We start from the raw sequence: 18,207 nt of genomic DNA, 5'->3' as shown, positions 1-18,207 counted from the left end.
CGAGCGCCTCGGACGGCGACGGCGGGGTCTGTGTGCCGAGCCGTCCGGACGGATTCACGAGCGAAGCGACGACTCGGAGAGAACACCTCCAGGAGCGTGTCACGCTTCGGTTCAACGAGTCGTGAGTCAGCCGACGGGGAGGACATGGAACGGAACGTTGCCAAGCAAACAAGTATCAAATGGACAATATTTGCTAACCTTCTTTGAACTCTGAACTGGTATCCGTCCAGTATGACAGATGACCGATCTGAACCGAAGATCGAGATCGACTTGCCGGGAGAGGATCCGGAGCCGCCGGAGTATCAGCGGACGGTCGACTTCGGCGAGCAGATCCGTGAGGAGTTCACTGATTACAGCTGGGATCTCTACACGCTGTCCGGGACCGACGGGGAGCCGAGGGTGATCCCGACTCTCCCTGCCTGCATAGAGTCCGCGTTCCGTATTCAGGTGGCTGGAACGTTGGACGACGCTACGTTCCCCGACCACGTGTACGACGCCCCCGACGCAGACGCCGATTTCGTCGTTACCGATCAGGACCTCGGAACGGAAGAGATCGCGGTCTCCGTTTCAGCGACGAACGCGGATAGCCCTCCACACGGACAAACCGGCGAGCCGGCGCCGGAGTTCGAGAAACATTGGGAGATCACCCTGCGGTACCGGCTACGAGAAAACGAGACGACGACTGCCGATGCCGTTTCGAGCTCCTCGATTTCAGTTCAACAGCGATAATGAAGCATCTCCGGGTTGTTCGCTTCGAGATCCGTTCTCGTGACGCCACCGAGGGTGTCCACACCCAGCTCGAATTCGGTCCCACGTAGGCGGTGTACAGGACCGTCGATCCGTACCCGACGATCCCACATCCAGTGGCGGCTATCAGTATCGCTCCCTGTCACAGTTTCGGTTCGGTGCTCACTGGAGTATCCCCCCAGGTACGTGGGTCGCTATCATGTGGGCGTGCGCTCTCTCAGATCGTGACCTCTCCCGCGACACGGTTCGGGTCAGTACTCGGGGACTCGACCCGGCGAATGCCGCCAATCGGGAGGCGTGCACGGACGGCGAGCCAGCCCACATGGCCTTCCGTCGGCGCAGCATACCGGGATGTGCCTTCGGATATCGTCCCGTCTGCACTGAGCGTGACTGTCCCACCGAGGTGCGTGATTTCGTTCGTTCGGGCCTGCAGGTCGGCAAGTGTTTCGAAGGACCGTTCGATCACCTCTGTCGGCGTCCCTGTGTAGTGACCATCGAACGTATAGGTGACTTCGTAGGTCGGCATGAGTGCCCAGCGAGGAGTAGCGCGGGTCAGACGGTAACGATTCCCGCTGCAACGATTCCACTTGGTGGATTCAGTTCACGCCGTGGACACGCACCCGGAACAGGACGCCATCACTCCGCGAGGGTGGTGGCGCGTATTTGCTCGGCCTCACGGCGATGCTCCTCGATCCTCGACATGACCCACGAACACACGAACCGGTCATCGGTTTCGATCTGAGCACGCTGGTTCCCATCCCGATCGATCTGCGTAATCAGCGCCACCGTTTCGTCCGCGACCCCAAGCGTCTGCGAAACGCTGCCGTCGTAGCGATAGAACTCGGCGCTCCCCGATTCGATCATTTCCCGTGTCCGTTCGCGGAACTCTGGCGAGTCACTGACGGCATCGAGGAGGTCCCCGGTTATCACGCCGACGAGAGTGAGCTCCCCCTGGACGGTTTGCTCCCGGAGGGTCTCTACGAGGGGGGACACTACCGTGTTGGTGAGAAACCGGAACTCGTCGGCTTCGTGTAACAGTTCCCGAGCTCGTCGGACCGGAGCACCCGGATCGGTTTGGGTCGGCGTCGCGATCGTCGCGTCGCGGAGCCGGTTCAGCTCGAAATCGGTCTCGTTCATCGGTAGATAGTCGATCACGTCTTCGAGGTGTTGCATCGTCTCAACGGCCTCCTTGAGCGATGTGAACTCGTCGGCGAGGACCGCGCCCAACGGCGTACTGTTGCAATCCGAACCGTGTTGTGCGATCCAGTTTTGTGCTTCCAAGCCGGCGAGCACTCGGCTGAGCGTTGATCGGGGGATATCCAGTTGCTCGCTGAGTTCCTCGCGATCGGCTGGCGCTTCGCTCAAGTATTCGAGCACCCGCACGCGGTTTTTCGACAGCACGAGATACTGAATCTGGTCGAGTGGATCGCTCATGGTGTGACATACGTTAACAATCCATATGGCGATTTCGTCGAACCAACAGAGGGGATCTAGATTGGTCCCTCCTAGGGCCACGGGAATTCGGGATCATCCACCAATTACGCTGAGGAGGGGTTGATCGACGGCTCCAGCGGCGCTGTGTACAGTGTCCGAGAGATTCCAAAACGCAAAGACGGGGAACCGCTGCACGAGTGTACGCCCGAACAGGCCGACCACGGCTCGATGGCGAGTTACGGTCCGAGAGCCTGTTCCATTTGGGCAGTGTCGGGATACTCCTGAAACCGGGTCATTCGGCCGTCCTCCAGGTCCAGGACATGGGCGAACGGATACTCGAGAGTCTCACCTGTCTCGCTGGCCGTTCCCCGCGTCTTCCCGACGACGACGACGGTGTCCCCGCCATCGATGAAGCGGTCGATGTCGAGCTGCAGGCCGTCGATATCCGAGGTGACGCGCTCGAAGAATCCGCCCACTTCCTCGGGGCCGTGGTAGGTCCCACCGTAGCGGATACCATCGGGGCAGATCCATTCGATGTCGTCGTCGAACCGTTCCATCGCCGTTTCAAAGTCTCCCTCGTTGAACGCCTCGTATCCTTCGCGGACGATCTCGACGTTCGTTCGTTGTTGAGACGCCATTGTCCCTCACCGGAACTAGTATTGAATAATTGAAACGATAAGCGTTGCCGCCAGTTCACAGCAGAATAGTGACCGGGCGGAGTAATCGGATATATCTGGGTTCGAACGGTCTCGCCAGCGTCTTCGATATCGACTTTCACATCGTACGCTTCAGTTCGGTGATCTCTGAGTAGTCAGCCGCCAGTTACCCGTTCGGTTTTCGCTCCTGATCGGGGTGATTAGAGATGAAGACGCTGGTCTCGTTCGGGACATCGTCTGTTACCCAGGAATTCGCCCCGATGCTCACATGGTCGCCGATATCTACCGCCCCGAGTACGCTGCTTCCGGCCCCGATAACGACGTGGTCGCCGATGTCGGGATGGCGCTTGTAGTCCTTCGTCAGCATGTGGCGTTCGTCCTCTTCCTCCTCGAAGTGGAGTGCGCCCAGCGTCACGTTCTGGTAGATTCGGACCCAGTCACCGACCGTAGCCGTCTCGCCGATGACGACCCCGGTCCCGTGATCGATGAAGAACCGTTCGCCGATCTCCGCACCGGGGTGGATGTCGATTCCCGTCTCAGTCTTCGAATACTCGGCGAGTTCGCGTGCGTATTCGAAGTGGCCCTCCTCGTAGAGGACGTGCGCGATCCGGTGGGTCAGGATGGCATGGAACCCTGGATACGACCGAATGATCTCACAGTAACTCTTCGCCGCGGGATCGCCCTTGTATGCGGCCTCGACGTCTCGCTTGAGGACGCTTCGAATTGTCGGCATTCGGTCGAGCGTCCTGTCGACGGTCTCGGTCAGGTCGTCCGCGTCGCGATCCGAATAGGCCGTAATGCCGTTCTGGATGCACGTCCCGAGCCTGGTCAAGCGGCTACGAGTTTCGGCAGGGTCGTCTACCAGTTCCGTCGCGTTCCAGCACCGGGGGAACAGGAGCTGCTTGAGCAGGAGTGGTTCGGCACGCAGAAAATCGCGGCGAGGATACCCCCGCGAAGTGTCCGTCGGGAAGGGCGATTCATCCGCTCGATAGGAGTCGACGAGCGCCCCGTGGGCGTCGCCCGTGTACTCGTACCCCATTTATATAGGTGTTGGCGCTTCCGAGTAAAGTATTTCACCTCCTTCGTCCCCGTGAGATCCCTTCGATGGTTCCGGTAGGTCGTCCACTCCCCGTTCCGAATTTCGGAACCACCTCGGTCGCCCTGAAGTACCATACTGCAGTCATCCTCTATATTCAGCAGGACGATTGTCTCCGAGTCCGGATGAGTCTTCGAGAGCGTGCTGAATACAGGTGAGCTACTCACCGCGAGCGAACGAAGTGAGCGAGCGGGCCAAGGAACCCTCGAAGCGCGGCGAAGCCGCGCTGAGGGGGTGACGCAGTGCTTTTGCTCCAGCTTTTGCCAGCGAGGGGCCGAAGGCTCCGAGCGCAGCAAAAGGTGGGTGGGACGCACGTATCGACCACGGGCTCTATCGAAGGCACCAACCGAATCAGAGATCCGCGAGACGTATCACCTCGACGGCGGTCAGGACGAACCAAGCCATCCAGATGGTAAACGTGATCAACGCCGCAGTGTAGTACGCCACGTTCGAACCGAGCGAGGACGCAACCCCGAACGCCAATGCCACACCGGCGAGAGCGACGACGTGACGGCGCCAGTCGCGGAGGGCTTCTATGAGTGCCGCCTGTGCCGGATAGTTCGGCATCGGGGAACGTTCGTCGCCCGCGGAGAAAAACCGTTCTGGGATCGACAACACCTGTATTCAGCACCGGCCGACTCGCCAGCGCCTTCCAGACCATCTCGCACGGGACGACTGGTAAGTGACTCGTGCCAATCGTTCATCGAGTGGTCGCAAGAGCACTCCACCGCTACTCGTGGGCCACGGTTCGACGAGGTCGCAAGCGTCATCAGCACCGTGCAGTCACGTGCGAGTAGACTTCCCGATTCGTTGGTCGTCGGGTGCCAACGACTCGAAGAAGAGCGGCAGGGGGTAGCGTAGACTCGTTCACGGATCCACTCTCTGCCGTCGACCGGCTCTCTACTACCCTCAAGCGGATTCTCGCGGAGCGACCGAAAGGTGACTACTGCGGGGATAGTATCCGCGAGCGGAGCGAGCGGTTCACCGGACCCGAGCGCATGGCTGGTCCGGCCGTTTCGCAGTACGAGAAATACTCGAGTTCCGTGAGCAGTCAGAACGCACGACCCATGACGCCATGAACGGCGATCACCGAGCGGCTCAACCGCTGACCTGGAGAGCCACAACTCTCCCGTCACCGTACATGACGTACACCTCCGCCGCACCGTCGTCGTCCGTATCCGCGAGTGTCGCGTGCGTGTAGATCGAACCCTCGCGTTCGTAGGTCCCGACGACGGACCCGTCCTCCGAGTCCACGACGCTGACGAGCCCGTCGTTCGTGGGGGCGACCAACTCGCTATCGCCGTCGCCGTCGACATCGCCAAGCGACGGCGGCGGGGTCATTTGGACGCGTTCGTTCGTCAGCGTCGTCTCCCACTCGACTGTCCCCGTCCCCCCATCGAGCGCGCGCAACTCGGCGGCCCGGTTCGTCGCGTACACTTCCGGGTCACCGTCGTCGTCGCCGTCGCCGATCGCGTGGACCGCGGCGAACGGTCCGATGGAGCGCCTCCAGATCACCTCGCCCGTCGCTCCGTCGAACGCGGCGACCGTGCCGGCGGTCGTGGCGACGACGAACTCGGCGGACCCGTCGTCGTCGAGGTCCGCGCTCGCGGTCCACCCGACGGACTCGCCGAACGCCTCGCGCTCCCAGACACGCTCGCCGCGGGCGTCGAACACTGCGACCGTGCTCGTTCCGAGGGCGACGCCGAACTCGCTGGTCCCGTCACCGGTGAGGTCACCGACGACCGGCGGGGCATACGTCGTTCCCGACAGGTTCTGCCGCCACTGGAGCGTCCCGTTCGCCGCATACGAGAACACGCTCCCGTCGACGTCAACGACGACCACCTCGGCGGTACCATCGCCGTCGAGGTCGACGACAGCCGGCCGCGTATAGCCGTACTCCGACAGCGGCACCGACAGCTCCTCGTCGCCGGTCGTCGGATGGAACGCCCGCAGCTCCTCGTTGGTCGACGACGCGAGCACCTCGCGGACGCCGTCGCCGTCGAAATCGGCGACCGCGGGGTCGGCGACGGCGTGGATCGTGCAGTGCTCGGCCGGTACGGGGACGTTCCACGTCGCCGTCCCGTTCGAGGCGTGTAGCGCCGCCAGGCGACACTCGTCGGTGTCGCTGCTGCCGCTCACCGGCGCGTACACGAGCCCGCCGTCGCCGATCCGTGCGGCGGCGACGGCGTGGTGGTTCGCGCCGATGCTCGTCCCGGTGTCGCTGACCCACCGTTCGGACACGTCTCCCGCGGTGCCGCCGAGCGTCACCGCGACGACGCCGCCGACTAACACGAGGAGAACGGCCGCCAGCGCCACCACGGTCCGACCGCGCATAGACGCTAGCGGGAGCCGAGGGCGAATAAGTCACCCCACTGCCGCCCGCCGTTCGACGGCCGAACCAATCCCGTTTTGCGGCGGAGGCTCCGAGACGACACCGATGCGTCCGCGACGGCACGATCGGATCCGTCTCGTCACCGCTATCGCCGTCGTAGCGACGGTGCTCGCGACCGCGAGCGGTTCCGTCTCCGCGCACAACGTCGGCGCGACGCGGTACGAGGCGCCGATCCCCCCGCTGCTGCTGTTCGGTGGAGCCGCCGCGACGGTGCTCTTTTCCGGTCTCGTGCTCGCGCTCGCCGAGCGATCCGGCGGAGTCGTGCCGGACCTGCGAGCGTCTTCGATCGCCCGGTCGCTGAAGGCCGTTCGCCTTCCTTCCCCCCCGCCGGCGCTGCGAGCGACGCTTCGTGTCGGGTTCCTTGTCGCATTCGCCGGCGCGCTCGCCCACGGACTCGTCGGGCCGACCTCCGCCGCCGAGAACGCCGTAACGATCGTCGTCTGGTCACTGTGGCTGCGTGGCCTCGCGCTGGTCGCGACGCTGGGGGGAACCGTCTGGCCGACGCTCTCGCCGTGGCGGACCGTCTACGACGGCCTCTGCGGACTGGAAGGCGAGGAGATCCGAGTCGTCGGCCGTGTCCCCGACCGCGTTGCCGACGGAGTCGCATTCGTCGGGTTCCTCCTCGGGATCGGCGTCCTCGCGACGCTGACGAGCGCCCCGCGCGACCCCCGCGGGACCGCGGCGCTCGTGCTCGCGTACGCCGCGGTCATGCTCGTCGGCGGCGTCTGTTTCGGCCGCGAGTGGTTCGACCGTGGGGACTTCGTCGGCGCCTTCTACCGGATCCTCGCGCGCGTCGCGCCCGTTCGTCGAGTTGAGGGGGGCACCGATGACGCAGGATACCGGTTGCGGACGCCGTGGACAGGGACGCTGCAGCCGGCGGCGAACGGATCGACGGTCCTGTTGATCGTCGCGACCGTGTACGTCGTCAGCTTCGACGGCTTCACCAACACCCCGGAGTTCCGGACGCTGCTCGACGTGCTCCGCGCGACCGCCGCCGTCGGCCCCGAGGGCAGCCTCCTGGTGTTCGTCGTCGGGTTCGGGGCGTTCGTCGGAGCGTTCCTCGCGGTCGTCGGAGTCGCCGCGCGAGTCGGCACGAGTCGCGACGGCTCGGCCGCGGCCTCGACGGACGGCGGTGTCGCGACCGAGTCGACCGTCTCCGCGGCGCGAGCGTTCGCACCGACGCTCGTCCCGATCGCGGCCGCCTACGAGGTCGCGCACAACTACCCGTACGTCGCGGCGTCGCTGGGGCAACTCGTCCCGCTGGTCCTCGAACCGTTCGGCATCGGGGTCGGGTCGGTCGACCCGCTCGCGTGGCTCCCCCTCCCGGCGTTCTGGGCGAGCCAGGTCGTGTTGGTTGTCGTGGGCCATCTGTTCGCGGTGATCGCCGCCCACGCGGTCGCGAGTCGGCGCTACCCGGACCACACGCTCGCCGGTCACGCGCCCCTGCTCGTCGTGACGGTCGCGTACACGGTGGTGTCGCTGTGGATCGTCTCGCGACCGGTCGTCACGTTCGGCTGATCGGACGCCAACTGATTCGACGGACGGCCCGAGGGACGTTCGCCGGCATATCCACGGATCGAATACGTTCGGACGGTCTCGCGGACTCGTCGAGAGACGCGTTCGCGTGCGTCCTCGTGCGTGCGGTCCGCCGGTACCGGTGAGGAGGGATCCACCGTCACGGTGGAGCGGGAACCTCCGTCGGAGATCTACGCTTCCCGTGCGTCCTCGACCGCCGACTCGATCGCGGAATACGTCGGTTCCTCTATCGGTGTCCCGTCGACGAACACCGCGGGGGTCCCGCTGACGCCGCGCTCGGTTCCGGTTTCCCTGTCCGCCTCGACGACGGGCCGGTACCGCCCGTCCGCCGCGGCCCGGCGAACGGTGTCGGCGTCGGCCCCCACGTCGCCGGCGATTTCGCCGACTAAGTCGTCGCTATACTGGTGACGGCCGTCGGACCATCCGTCGGCGAACAGCGTCTCGACGAACTCGAAGAACGCCGCCGTCCCCGCGGAGTCTTGGACCGCGCGGGCGGCGATCGGCGCGCGCCACGACCATCGGTCGTCGACAGGGATCGGGAAGTCGTAGTGCTCGTATCGGACGACTCCCTCCTCGATGTAGGTCGTCTCGATCTCGGGATACACCTGCGTGGCGAACGTCCGGCAATGGGGACACGCGAAGTCCTCGAAGACCGCGACGGTCACCGCCGCTTCGCCGTCCCCGTGGACGGGGCGCGAGAGCGACTGGACCGTGTTGTCGCTCGCGGAACCGCCGCCGAGGCACCCAGCGACGCTCCCGACCGATGCGGCCCCGATCGCGGACAGCGTTCGACGACGAGTGATCGGTATCGGGGAACTCATAGATCGATCTCGAGAGCTACCGCCTAACTCGATTGTGGTGCGTCCGTCGAATTCGTCCCCCGGAACGGTCCCTCAGACGGGCCGGACGTCGCCGGTGCGGGATCGTTGACTCGCCCGATCTAGCCGCCCTGTCCGACAGCTACCGCCGTCGAATCGGTCGGTGGGTCACCGCCGGACACCCCCCCTCAGGTGACCATGTAGTAGGGGTCCCGTTCGAGCTTCGGCTCGAGCGCCTCGCGCATGTCCCCGGCCCTCGCGAACGAAAGTTTCAGCCCGTTTCTGGTCCGATCGTCCAAGACTCCCTGTTCGTCGAGGTAGCGCTCGATCTTCCACCGGTTCCAGGTGTAGATGGACTCGAACGTGTCGTTCGTTTGGGTCACACGCTGATGGGTTGACTCGTCGTAATAGATCACGCCGGAGTGCGTGTCCGTGGTCTGATACGGCGGATCGTCCCGAAGGGAAATATAGTGGAACTGAGTGGACACGAGTCTGTTCGTCCCGATGTTCGCGATCAGGACGTTGTCCTCGTCGAGCCGTGCGTAACACCCGTCGGGTCCGAACGTGTTCTGGTGGGTACACCCGTCGAACCGATACCCGCCGGCGACCTGGATCGAGTGTAACGCGTCGTTCGTGCGGTACTCGGCGTCGTCCATGAAGAGGACGGGGAACGTCCCCACCTGCGGCCGGGAGTACTCCTTGTGATACACGCCGGACTCCCGGAAGCTCGGGGTGAAACCGGGAACCAACACGCTCTCGAACTCCGCTGTCAACGCCGAACACAGTCGTTCGTAGGGGCATCCGGCGAAGGCGGCGTTCACGTCGCTCAGTCCGATGTGGACGAAGACGACCGGGTCGTCGTACTCACTCAGGATCGATCGGAACTCGGCGAACGGGAACGACGAGGCTGACGTGTCCCTCACGCGCTCGGCGACCCGGTTCGTGTACAGTCGTCTCCCGACTGTCGACCACCGCTGGATCTCACGGACTGACCGCTCTGTCAGCGTCACACGATCGCCAGACGACGCGAACGTAATGTTATAACTGACTTACGACGGACCCCCGTTTAGCCAGTTATTATCAACTGCATGTGTTCGTTTGCGACAAGGTGAGTCTACGGTGATCCGATGCAGCCGTAGCCGCGGTTCAGCGCTCGGCATGGAGTCCACTCGTCGCCTCGCTCGAAGTGACCTACGACCCGGCGCCCGACGGGAAGTGCATTCGCAATCGCCGACACAACGCTCGAAGCTCGATCACGATGCACGAATTCGACGCCGACTGACGGGGACGGATCGGGCCGTGAACGCGGGACGACAGAGATCCGTCCGATTCGCTGAGGGTCCGACAGGGCCACAAACGGTATCCGCTGCGGCTGACGGTCCGCCCTCCGTCGTCAGTCCGCGATCGCCTCGTCGCCGGCGGCGGCGACGCCGGCGTCGCGAACCCACAGATCGCCGAAGAGGTCGTCCTGCTCCAGCGTGATCTCGCCGCGGTGCGCCAGAAACAGCAGCGCGAGGTACGTCATCACCGCGGTGCTACCGGTGTCGGCGATCTCCCTGAACAGCACCTCCGCGCGCCCGCGCTCGTACTGCGGGTGCAACGCGGCGCGCACGTCGTCGATGACCGCCTCGATGTCCTCCTCGTGGGTGGTCCCGGTCACGTCGGATTCGCCGGGTTCGCCCTCGCGTCGGAGGTCGTCGGCGCCGTGGTACTCCAGCGTCTGCGTGCCGCGGGAGAACCCCTTCGGCGACTCGCTGGTGTCGTACTGGCGCGACTCCTTCCACCACGTGCCGCGCTCGGCCTCCCGCAGCTCCCGGACGAGTTCGTCGAGCGTCTCGGGCGAGCCGCGGGTGCTCTTGCGCTCCAGCCGCCGGTCCATCTCCTCCTCGAGCGCGTTCACGGGGTCGAACCCGTCGTCGATCGGCGCGTCGTCGACCATCGCGCCGTCGCCCTCGAAGGCCCGCTCCCAGGGTTCGAGGCCGTCCTCCGGGTCCTCGTCGTCGTCCGCGGCGAGCATGTCGTCGGACTTCATCCGAAGCAGGACGCTCGCGTAGAAGAGTGCCCGTCCGCCCGTCCGGAGGTCCGCCTCGTCGAGCCGGTCGAGGAACGCGTCGGTCACCTCGACCACGTCGATGTCCCAGGGGTCGATCTCTCCCTCCTCGGCGAGGTTGACGAGCAGCTCGACCGGCTCGACCTCGTCGTCGTCCGTCTCGCCGGGCGGGGCGATCCCCGCGTCGCCGGGCGCCTCAATCATCGGCGCTCGCCTCCGGCATCGGCTCCCCGTCGTCACCCAACTGGATGCCCGTGACGGCCGAGACGTTGTCCGACTGCATCGTCACGCCGATCGCGCGCTCGGAGCGCTCCAGCAGCGCCGAGCGGTGGCTGACGACGACGAACTGCGCGTCGCCGGCGAGGTCGTGGACCATCTCGCCGACGCGCTCGGCGTTGACCGCGTCGAGGAAGGCGTCGACCTCGTCGAGCGCGTAAAAGGGCGCGGGGTTGTGCCGCTGAATGGCGAAGATGAACGCCAGCGCCGTCAGCGACTTCTCCCCGCCCGACATCGCGTCGAGGCGCTGGACGGGCTTGTCCGCCGGCTGGGCCTTCATCGTCAGCCCGCCCTCGAAGGGGTCCTCGGAGTCCTCCAGCACCAACTCGCCGGTCCCCGCGGAGAGCCGTTGGAAGATGTCTGTGAACTGCTCGTCGATCGCCTCGAAGGCGTCCATGAACGTCGCCTTCTTCTGGGACTCGAACCGGTCGATGCGCTCCTCGATCGCCTCGCGCTCCTCGACGAGCACGTCCCGGCGCTCCTGGAGGTCGTCCAGGTCCGACTGCACGTCGTCGTACTCGTCGATCGCGAGCATGTTGACCGGCTCCAGCGCCTCCATCTCCGACTGGAGGCGGTCGATCTCCGACTCGACGGTGTCGTGGTCGGGGATCTCCTCGGGGTCGTAGCTGCCGACCTGCTCCTCCAGGGAGTCGATCTCCCACTCCAGGCGCTCTGCGGTCTCGCGCAGCGACTCCAGCTTCGAGACGACGCGTTCGACCTCGGTTTCCTGTTCGTCGCGGGCGGACTTCGCCTCGCGGAACGACTCCTTGACGGACTCCCGCTCCTCCTTGAGGTCCGCGAGCTCGTCCTCCAGTTCGGCGATGGCGTCGCGCTTCTCCTCCAGGGTCGACTCCTTCTCGGCGATCCGCTCCTCGAACTCGTCGATCCGCTCCTCGGCGTCCGCCTTCTTCGACTGCGCCTCCTCGACGGTTTCGTGGTGGTCGTCGACGGCGTCCTCGGCGTACTGCTTCTCCAGTTGGAGCTGGTTCAACTCGCCGTCGAGGTCGTCCATCCGCTCCTCGAGGTCGTCGATCTCCGCGCGGATGTCGTCGGCCTTCGCCGACAGCTCCGGGATCTTCGAGTCGGCCAGCTCGGACTCCAGCTCCTCGATGTCGGCCTCGACGGTCTCGATCTCCTCGTCGGCGGCGTCGATCTCCCCGTCGAGTTCGGTCATCTCCTCGTCGACGGACTCGCGCTCCTCGCGCAGCTCGTCGAGTCGGTCCCCCAACTCGTCGATGCGCTCCTCCTTCGATCCGAGCTTCTCCTCGGCGCGCTCGATGTCGGACTCGATGTCGCGCACCTTCTCGGCGGCGTCGGAGGCGCGCGAGCGGGCGTCCTCCAGGTCGCCGTCGATGTCGGCGATCTCGGATTTGATCCGCTGGCGCTCGTCCTCCAGCTCGTGGATCTCCTCGGCGACGCGTTCGAGCTTCCCCTTCCCGGACTTCGAGAAGGAGTACCGGGAGCCGCCGCCGGAGCCGCCGGTCATCGCGCCGGACTTCTCGACGAGGTCGCCGTCGAGGGTGACCATCCGGTAGTTGCCCATCAGGTGCCGGGCGGTCTCCATGTCCTCGACGACCAGCGTCGACCCGAGCACGTACGAGAAGATCGGCTCGTACCGGCCGTCGTAGTCGACGAGGTTGCGCGCGAAGTCGACGACGCCGGGGTCGTTCGGCAGCGACGGGAGCCCGCGGTCGTCCATCTTCGTGATCGGGAGGAACGTCGCGCGCCCGGCGTTGCGCTGCTTCAGGTAGTCGATGCAGTCGGAGCCGACGCCGTCGTCGTCGACGACGACGTTCGCGAGCCGGCCGCCCGCGGCGGTCTCACAGGCCTTCGCGTACTCGCCGGGGACCGACGCCAGCTCGCCCACGGGGCCGTGGACGCCCGAGAACTCGGCGTTCGTGATCGTCGTCACCGCCCGCGGCCACGACGTGTCGCCGGAGTCGCCCGCCCGCGCCTCGAGTTGGGAGTACTCCTGTTGCTTCTCGCGGATGTCCTCCTCGACCTCGTCGAGTTCCTCCTGGTACTCCGCCTTCTCGCCGCGTAAGTCCTCGATGACGCCGTCGATGTTGGCCTTGTTCTTCTCGGCCTTGTCGAGCTCCGAGTGGAGGTTCGAGACGCGTTCCTTCAGGTCGGGGATCGCCTCGCGCGTCTCCTGGATCTCGTCTTCCACGTCGCCGATCTCGTTCGACCGCCGGCGCGCGTCGTCGAGCAGCCGGTCCTTCTCGCGCTGGAGCTCGTTCTTCTCGGCGCGAAGCTCCTCCAGCGTCTCCTTCCTGTCGGCCAGTTCGGCCTTCAGCTCGTCGAACTCGGTGTCGACGCTGTCGATCTCGGATTGGACCTCGGCCAGCTCGGTCTGTTTCGACGTGAGCGTCGACTTCAGGTTCGCCTTCTCGACTTTCGTCTCGCGGATATCCGACTCGAGCTCGTCGATCTCCTCGCTCTTCTTGTCGATGGCGACGAACGCGTCGCGCCGCTCCGTCTCCGCCTCCTCGACGCGCTCCTCCTGGTTCTCGATCTTCCCCTCCAGCCGCGAGACCTCGCCTTTGATCTCCTCGATCTCTGACTTGATGGCGATCTGCTCGTCCTCGCCCTTCCGCTCGATCTCGCGGTTGATCTCGTCGAGGTCGGCCTCGAGGTCGTCGACGCGCGCCTGCCGCTCGTCGAGTTCGGCGCGCAGCTCCTCGAGTTCGTCCTCGCGCCGCTCCATCGACTCGCGGGTGCCGTCGAGGTCCTCGCGTTTGTCCTCGAGCTCGGCGGCCTTCAGATACCCCTCGTACTCCTCCTTCTCGTCGCGCAGGTCCTGATACTGGAGGGCCGTCTCGCGCTCGTCGGCCAGCTGGTCGAGCCGCTCTTCCTTCTCCTCGATGCGGAGGTCGGCCTCGTCGATGCGTTCCTCGACGGTCTCCAGTTCGCCGAAGGCGTCCTCCTTCTTGGCGTCGAACTCGGCGACGCCGGCGATCTCGTCGATGATCCCACGGCGCTCGTGGGGCGTCATGTTGATGATGTCCGTCACGTCGCCCTGCATGACGACGTTGTACCCCTCCGGGGTGACGCCGGCCTGCGCGAGCAGGTCCTGGATGTCCGAGAGGTTGACCGAGCGTCCGTTGAGGTAGTAATACGAGTAGTAGTTGTCGTCGGTCTCCTTCACCCGGCGCTTGATGGTGATCTCCTCGGCGTCGCCGATGTCGTCGCTGCCGGCGGCGCTGACGACCTGTGACCGGTCCAGCTTCCCGTCGGAGTTGTCGAGGACGACCTCGACGCTCGCCTCGCGTTCGCCCGAGGGGCCCTCGCCGTCCTCGAAGCCGGGGTTGTAGATGAGGTCCGTGAGCTTCTCCGCGCGGATGCCGCGCGTACGCGCGAGCCCCAGCGCGAACAACACCCCGTCGATGATGTTCGACTTGCCCGAGCCGTTCGGGCCCGTGATGACCGTGAAGTCCTCGTAGAAGGGGATCCGCGTCCGGCGCCCGAAGCTCTTGAAGTTGTCCAGTACGAGTTCCGTGATGTGCATGCGTGAGTGGAACGGTGGTGTGGTACCCGCCGCGCCGCCGCGGTTCGGCGACGCCGGCGAGGTCGAGTACGCGACCGGGGCGGTTACGCGACGATGATGTCGTCGGAGTCGTCGTCCGAGGAGTCCGACTCCTCGGCCGCCTCGCCGTCGCTGCCGCGTGCGGCCTTCTGCGCGTCGCTCTCGTCGTCGGCCATCACGGCTTCGTCCTCCGCGGCGGCGTTCGTCGCCGACTCGTTGGGTACGAACTCCGCGTTCGGGTTCCGGCTCGTGGTCGACTCCTCCTCCACCTCGGTCGCGCTCTCCAGCTGCGAGATGCGTTCTTTCGCCTCCACCAGCTCCTCGGTCAGTCCGTCGACCGCCGCCTGAAGCTCAGCAACCTGCGCCTCGAGATCCTCGACCCGATTTCCCATACACGGGCACGGCCGTCCATCCGTATAAACCCGCGTCAGACAGATGGATGACCCGCGAGGCTGCCCGTATCGCCCGAAATCGAACGATCGAACACTTCTCCCGTCGGTTCGACCGCCGCCGTTCGTAAATCGGTGTACGCTATATTGAATCCCGTACGGCGGCGCGCCCGGCGTCCGAGCGCGCCCAGCGGACAGAGGCGGTCGCGTTTGCGAACGGCCGGTCGGACCGGCGTCCCCCCTCGCCCGCAACCACAACCACCAAACGCGGGCCACCCCTACCGGCGGGCAATGAAGGCTCGCGCAGTCCGCGGCGTCCTCCTCGCGGGGCTGTTGTTCCTCGTCGTCCACGTCGGCGCCGTCTCGCTGGCGCCCACGTTCGAGGCGGCCGGCTACCAGACGGTCGAGGACCCGCAGAACCCGACCAACTCCGCGCTGTACCTCGGGGCGATCCTCGTGGTCACGGCGCTGATGCTCGCGGCGTTCAAGTACGACTTCGACTGGGCGGTCCGGCTCGTCATCGTCGCCTCCTCCGGGATGCTCTCGTGGTACGTCTTCTCGGTGTTCCTCCCCGGGTTCGCCGCCGTCGCCGCCGCCGGGCTCGTCGCCGTCGCGCTGTTGGCGTACCCCGAATGGTACGTCATCGACGCCGCCGGCGCGCTCATGGGTGCCGGCGCGGCCGGCCTGTTCGGCATCTCCTTCGGCCTCCTGCCGGCGATCGTGCTCCTGACGGTGCTCGCGGTGTACGACGCCATCTCGGTGTACGGCACCGAGCACATGCTCGACCTCGCGGAGGGCGTGCTCGATCTCAACATCCCCGTCGTGCTCGTCATTCCGCTTGAGTGGTCGTACTCCCTGCTCGCGGAGGGGTCGACCGAGGGCGCCACCGAGGGAACCGACGAGGACGAGCGCGACGTGTTCTTCATCGGCCTCGGCGACGCGGTGATGCCCGCGGTGATGGCCGCCTCGGCGGCCTTCTGGTCGCCCGCCCCCGCGTTCGGGCTCCCGGTCGTTCCCGCGATGGGGCTGCCGACGCTGCTCGCCATCGTCGGGACGTTCGTCGGCCTCGCCGTCCTCCTGCGGATGGTACTGAAGGGCCGCCCGCACGCGGGACTCCCGCTGTTGAACGGCGGCGCCATCGGCGGCTACCTGGTCGGCTCGCTCGTCGCCGGCGTCCCGCTGGTCCAGGCGCTCGGGTTGGCGCAGTACCTGTGAGGCGCCGGTCGGACGCCGGGCGACTGACTGCCGCCGTCCGGGATCCGCGCGTCCGCGGCGCCCTCGGCGTCGGCGCGCTGTTTCTCGCGGTCCAACTGCTCGCGCTCGCGGCGGCCCCGCGGCTCGACGGGTCGGGCGTCAGCTACGGGAGCGGCGGCGACGCGCTCGTCCCGCTGGTCCTGGGCCTCGCGGTCGGCACCGTCCTCTCGCTGGCGGTCGTCCGGTACGGGGCCGGTCGCCGGCTCGTGCGCGGGGTGATGCTCGTGTCGCTGGGCGCCGCCCAGTGGTTCACCGTCTCCGCGTTCGTCGGCCCCGTCGCCGGCGCCGTCGCGGCGGCGGTCGGAACGCTGCTCGCGTGGCGCCTCCCCCGTCCCGCCGTCCGCAACGCGGTCGCGGTCGTCGGCGTCGCCGGCGGCGCCGCGCTGTTCGGCGCCAGCCTCGATCCGGCGTACGCCGCCGGGGCGCTGGTGCTCGCTGCCGGCTACGACGCCTACGCGGTGTACGGCTCGGGCCACATGCTCGACATGGCCGACGCGAGCGCCGAGCTCCGGGTGCCGTCGATGTTCGTCGTCCCGACCGACGAGCGGTACGACGACGCGAACGCGACCGTCACCGGCGGCGGGACGCCCGCGGCGACGCTGCTCGGCGCCGGCGACGCGCTGTTCCCGGCGATGTTGACCGCGAGTGTCGGGGTCGCCGCTCCGGGGACGCTCGCCGCGGCCGCGCCGCTTCTCGGGTCGCTCGTCGGCCTCGCGGCGCTACAGGTGTTCGTCCACCGCGTCCGCGGCGTCCATGCCGGGCTCCCGTTCGTCAACGGCGGCGCGCTCGTCGGCTGGCTGGCGCTCCTGATCGCGTGACAGCGGCCCGAGCCGTGCCGGGGTCACCGTCTCCGAATCGGTCCGCAGTCGGGCGATCCGCCGACACATTTATTCCGACTCTGTCCTCAGCCGCGGACGCGGGAGACCCGCGTGCTTGGGTCGCCACTACGTCCCCGAGAGGGGAACGCGGGAACCCGTCTCCGGGCGCAGGTCACTCCGGGCCGGCGCCCGACCGTACTTTCACCGCCATTCCCGTCGAGAAGTCGTGCATCTCCGCCGCGGCCAGCTCCGCCCGGCCGACGCCGAGCACGGCGCCGTCCTCGTGGACGACGACGACCTCGTCGCGCGGGCGGACCGCGTCCCCGACCTCGCTCACGAACTTCGCGAAGACGTTCTTCCCGTCGCGCACGAACGGCGCCGACTCGTCGCCGACGACGACGCTGTATTCGGGGTGCGGCAGTACGGATCGGAGCCGACGGCCGCCCTCGACGCCGAGGGTGAACCGGCCGTCCGTCCGGTAGGAGACGATCCGCCCGGCGTCGCAGGTGACCTGTCGCGGGCGGCCGCTGGTCGACCGCCGGACCGTCACGTCCTCGTCGACCGGAAACAGCGCGGCCCCCGCGTCGGCGCCGAACTGGTAGTCGGCGACCGTTCGGAGATCGTCGAGGGTCGCGTCGCCGCTCATAGCAGGAACGTGTCCTCGCGCTCGCTCATGTCGACGAACGAGTCGGCCGCAGCCTTCAGGTCGGCCGCGGCGGACTCCTCGAAGGCGACGACCTCGACGCGGACGCCCTCGTGACGCAGATGCGAACAGAGCCGCGAGAAGTCGGCGTCGCCGGTGCACAGGACGACGGTGTCGACGTGGTCCGCGAGCGTCACGGCGTCGAGGCTGATCCCCACGTCCCAGTCGGCCTTCTTCGAGCCGTCGCCGAACGTCTTGATCTCCTTGATCTTCGTCTCGAAGCCGATGTCGCGAAGCGCCTCGAAGAACGACTCCTCGTCGGGCGAGTCCGCGCGGATGACGTACGCGATCGCCCGCGTGAGTTGACGGCCCATCACGGCCTTCTCCAACATCTTCGAGTAGTCGACGTTGCGCGAGTACACGCTCTGTGCGGAGTGATAGAGGTTCTGCGAGTCGGCCAACACGGCCACCCGCTGCCCCTCGTGGATCTCGGTCATACCTGACCGTGTCGGACGCGCCGTTTAGTCGTGTCGGGGCGCGACTCGCGCGCCCGTGGCGTCGCCCGACTCGGC

Annotated in this window: 17 protein-coding genes; 4 read left to right on the top strand and 13 right to left on the bottom strand. The window is 66.5% G+C overall.

Features of this window, described 5'->3' with window-relative positions:
• The first annotated feature begins 231 nt into the window (after positions 1-231).
• Positions 232-729 carry a hypothetical protein gene (locus K6T36_RS00270; protein ID WP_222922079.1) on the top strand — a complete coding sequence of 166 codons (498 nt, stop codon included), beginning with the start codon at positions 232-234 and terminating at the stop codon, positions 727-729.
• A gap of 235 nt (positions 730-964) precedes the next feature.
• Here K6T36_RS00270 and K6T36_RS00265 read toward each other — a convergent pair whose 3' ends face one another.
• The 6 genes from K6T36_RS00265 to K6T36_RS00240 form a co-directional block, all read right to left on the bottom strand.
• Positions 965-1,273, bottom strand: a complete 309-nt coding sequence (locus K6T36_RS00265) for a hypothetical protein (RefSeq protein WP_222922078.1) — start codon at positions 1,271-1,273, stop codon at positions 965-967.
• Between the two features lie 110 nt (positions 1,274-1,383).
• Positions 1,384-2,181 carry a helix-turn-helix transcriptional regulator gene (locus tag K6T36_RS00260; RefSeq protein WP_222922077.1) on the bottom strand — a complete coding sequence of 266 codons (798 nt, stop codon included), beginning with the start codon at positions 2,179-2,181 and terminating at the stop codon, positions 1,384-1,386.
• A 236-nt stretch (positions 2,182-2,417) separates the two neighbouring features.
• Complete coding sequence (locus tag K6T36_RS00255; protein ID WP_222922076.1) at positions 2,418-2,819, bottom strand: nuclear transport factor 2 family protein; 402 nt, start codon at positions 2,817-2,819, stop codon at positions 2,418-2,420.
• A 184-nt stretch (positions 2,820-3,003) separates the two neighbouring features.
• Complete coding sequence (epsC, locus tag K6T36_RS00250) at positions 3,004-3,876, bottom strand: serine O-acetyltransferase EpsC (RefSeq protein ID WP_222922075.1); 873 nt, start codon at positions 3,874-3,876, stop codon at positions 3,004-3,006.
• A gap of 408 nt (positions 3,877-4,284) precedes the next feature.
• Positions 4,285-4,500: a hypothetical protein gene (locus K6T36_RS00245; RefSeq protein WP_222922074.1), complete on the bottom strand. Its 216-nt coding sequence runs from the start codon at positions 4,498-4,500 to the stop codon at positions 4,285-4,287.
• Positions 4,501-5,031: 531 nt separating this feature from the next.
• The gene (locus tag K6T36_RS00240; RefSeq protein WP_222922073.1) at positions 5,032-6,267 is read right to left on the bottom strand and encodes an outer membrane protein assembly factor BamB family protein; all 1,236 of its coding nucleotides are present in this window, start codon (positions 6,265-6,267) and stop codon (positions 5,032-5,034) included.
• A gap of 103 nt (positions 6,268-6,370) precedes the next feature.
• Here K6T36_RS00240 and K6T36_RS00235 point away from each other — a divergent pair, with 103 nt between their 5' ends.
• Positions 6,371-7,843: a hypothetical protein gene (locus K6T36_RS00235; protein ID WP_222922072.1), complete on the top strand. Its 1,473-nt coding sequence runs from the start codon at positions 6,371-6,373 to the stop codon at positions 7,841-7,843.
• Positions 7,844-8,031: 188 nt separating this feature from the next.
• On the opposite strand, the gene K6T36_RS00230 is transcribed toward K6T36_RS00235, so the two are convergent.
• The 5 genes from K6T36_RS00230 to K6T36_RS00210 all read right to left on the bottom strand — a co-directional run bounded on the left by K6T36_RS00230 (position 8,032) and on the right by K6T36_RS00210 (position 14,923).
• Positions 8,032-8,682: a DsbA family protein gene (locus K6T36_RS00230; protein ID WP_222922071.1), complete on the bottom strand. Its 651-nt coding sequence runs from the start codon at positions 8,680-8,682 to the stop codon at positions 8,032-8,034.
• Between the two features lie 185 nt (positions 8,683-8,867).
• Positions 8,868-9,689, bottom strand: a complete 822-nt coding sequence (locus K6T36_RS00225) for an AAC(3) family N-acetyltransferase (protein ID WP_222922070.1) — start codon at positions 9,687-9,689, stop codon at positions 8,868-8,870.
• Between the two features lie 383 nt (positions 9,690-10,072).
• Positions 10,073-10,969, bottom strand: coding sequence for a segregation/condensation protein A (locus K6T36_RS00220; RefSeq protein WP_390182291.1), 897 nt, complete (start codon positions 10,967-10,969; stop codon positions 10,073-10,075).
• Complete coding sequence (gene smc / locus K6T36_RS00215) at positions 10,926-14,513, bottom strand: chromosome segregation protein SMC (protein WP_222922068.1); 3,588 nt, start codon at positions 14,511-14,513, stop codon at positions 10,926-10,928. The genes K6T36_RS00220 and smc overlap by 44 nt, the downstream gene beginning before the upstream one ends.
• 83 nt (positions 14,514-14,596) lie before the next feature.
• Entirely contained in the window at positions 14,597-14,923 is a 327-nt protein-coding gene (locus K6T36_RS00210) for a DUF7518 family protein (protein ID WP_222922067.1), read from the bottom strand.
• A gap of 288 nt (positions 14,924-15,211) precedes the next feature.
• Here K6T36_RS00210 and K6T36_RS00205 point away from each other — a divergent pair, with 288 nt between their 5' ends.
• Positions 15,212-16,135, top strand: a complete 924-nt coding sequence (locus K6T36_RS00205) for a presenilin family intramembrane aspartyl protease PSH (protein WP_222922066.1) — start codon at positions 15,212-15,214, stop codon at positions 16,133-16,135.
• Complete coding sequence (locus tag K6T36_RS00200) at positions 16,132-16,992, top strand: presenilin family intramembrane aspartyl protease PSH (RefSeq protein ID WP_222922065.1); 861 nt, start codon at positions 16,132-16,134, stop codon at positions 16,990-16,992. The genes K6T36_RS00205 and K6T36_RS00200 overlap by 4 nt, the downstream gene beginning before the upstream one ends.
• A 172-nt stretch (positions 16,993-17,164) precedes the next feature.
• Here K6T36_RS00200 and K6T36_RS00195 read toward each other — a convergent pair whose 3' ends face one another.
• Positions 17,165-17,638, bottom strand: a complete 474-nt coding sequence (locus K6T36_RS00195; RefSeq protein WP_222922064.1) for a PUA domain-containing protein — start codon at positions 17,636-17,638, stop codon at positions 17,165-17,167.
• The gene (locus K6T36_RS00190) at positions 17,635-18,132 is read right to left on the bottom strand and encodes a LabA-like NYN domain-containing protein (protein WP_222922063.1); all 498 of its coding nucleotides are present in this window, start codon (positions 18,130-18,132) and stop codon (positions 17,635-17,637) included. Before K6T36_RS00190 ends, K6T36_RS00195 begins: the two co-directional genes overlap by 4 nt.
• Positions 18,133-18,207: the final 75 nt, after the last annotated feature.

Source organism: Halobaculum roseum, from assembly GCF_019880245.1.
In the GTDB taxonomy this organism is placed as follows: Archaea; Halobacteriota; Halobacteria; order Halobacteriales; family Haloferacaceae; genus Halobaculum; species Halobaculum roseum.
The sequence above is the reverse complement of the archived record's forward strand: the minus strand, read 5'-3'. Positions and strand labels throughout refer to the sequence as shown.

Coding starts and splice junctions, on each gene's coding strand:
- K6T36_RS00240 (WP_222922073.1), bottom strand. CDS start 6,267: ATGCGCGGTCGGACCGTGGTGGCGCTGGCGGCCGTTCTCCTCGTGTTA.
- K6T36_RS00205 (WP_222922066.1), top strand. CDS start 15,212: ATGAAGGCTCGCGCAGTCCGCGGCGTCCTCCTCGCGGGGCTGTTGTTC.
- K6T36_RS00260 (WP_222922077.1), bottom strand. CDS start 2,181: ATGAGCGATCCACTCGACCAGATTCAGTATCTCGTGCTGTCGAAAAAC.
- K6T36_RS00210 (WP_222922067.1), bottom strand. CDS start 14,923: ATGGGAAATCGGGTCGAGGATCTCGAGGCGCAGGTTGCTGAGCTTCAG.
- K6T36_RS00190 (WP_222922063.1), bottom strand. CDS start 18,132: ATGACCGAGATCCACGAGGGGCAGCGGGTGGCCGTGTTGGCCGACTCG.
- K6T36_RS00195 (WP_222922064.1), bottom strand. CDS start 17,638: ATGAGCGGCGACGCGACCCTCGACGATCTCCGAACGGTCGCCGACTAC.
- K6T36_RS00265 (WP_222922078.1), bottom strand. CDS start 1,273: ATGCCGACCTACGAAGTCACCTATACGTTCGATGGTCACTACACAGGG.
- epsC (WP_222922075.1), bottom strand. CDS start 3,876: ATGGGGTACGAGTACACGGGCGACGCCCACGGGGCGCTCGTCGACTCC.
- K6T36_RS00270 (WP_222922079.1), top strand. CDS start 232: ATGACAGATGACCGATCTGAACCGAAGATCGAGATCGACTTGCCGGGA.
- smc (WP_222922068.1), bottom strand. CDS start 14,513: ATGCACATCACGGAACTCGTACTGGACAACTTCAAGAGCTTCGGGCGC.
- K6T36_RS00230 (WP_222922071.1), bottom strand. CDS start 8,682: ATGAGTTCCCCGATACCGATCACTCGTCGTCGAACGCTGTCCGCGATC.
- K6T36_RS00255 (WP_222922076.1), bottom strand. CDS start 2,819: ATGGCGTCTCAACAACGAACGAACGTCGAGATCGTCCGCGAAGGATAC.
- K6T36_RS00235 (WP_222922072.1), top strand. CDS start 6,371: ATGCGTCCGCGACGGCACGATCGGATCCGTCTCGTCACCGCTATCGCC.
- K6T36_RS00245 (WP_222922074.1), bottom strand. CDS start 4,500: ATGCCGAACTATCCGGCACAGGCGGCACTCATAGAAGCCCTCCGCGAC.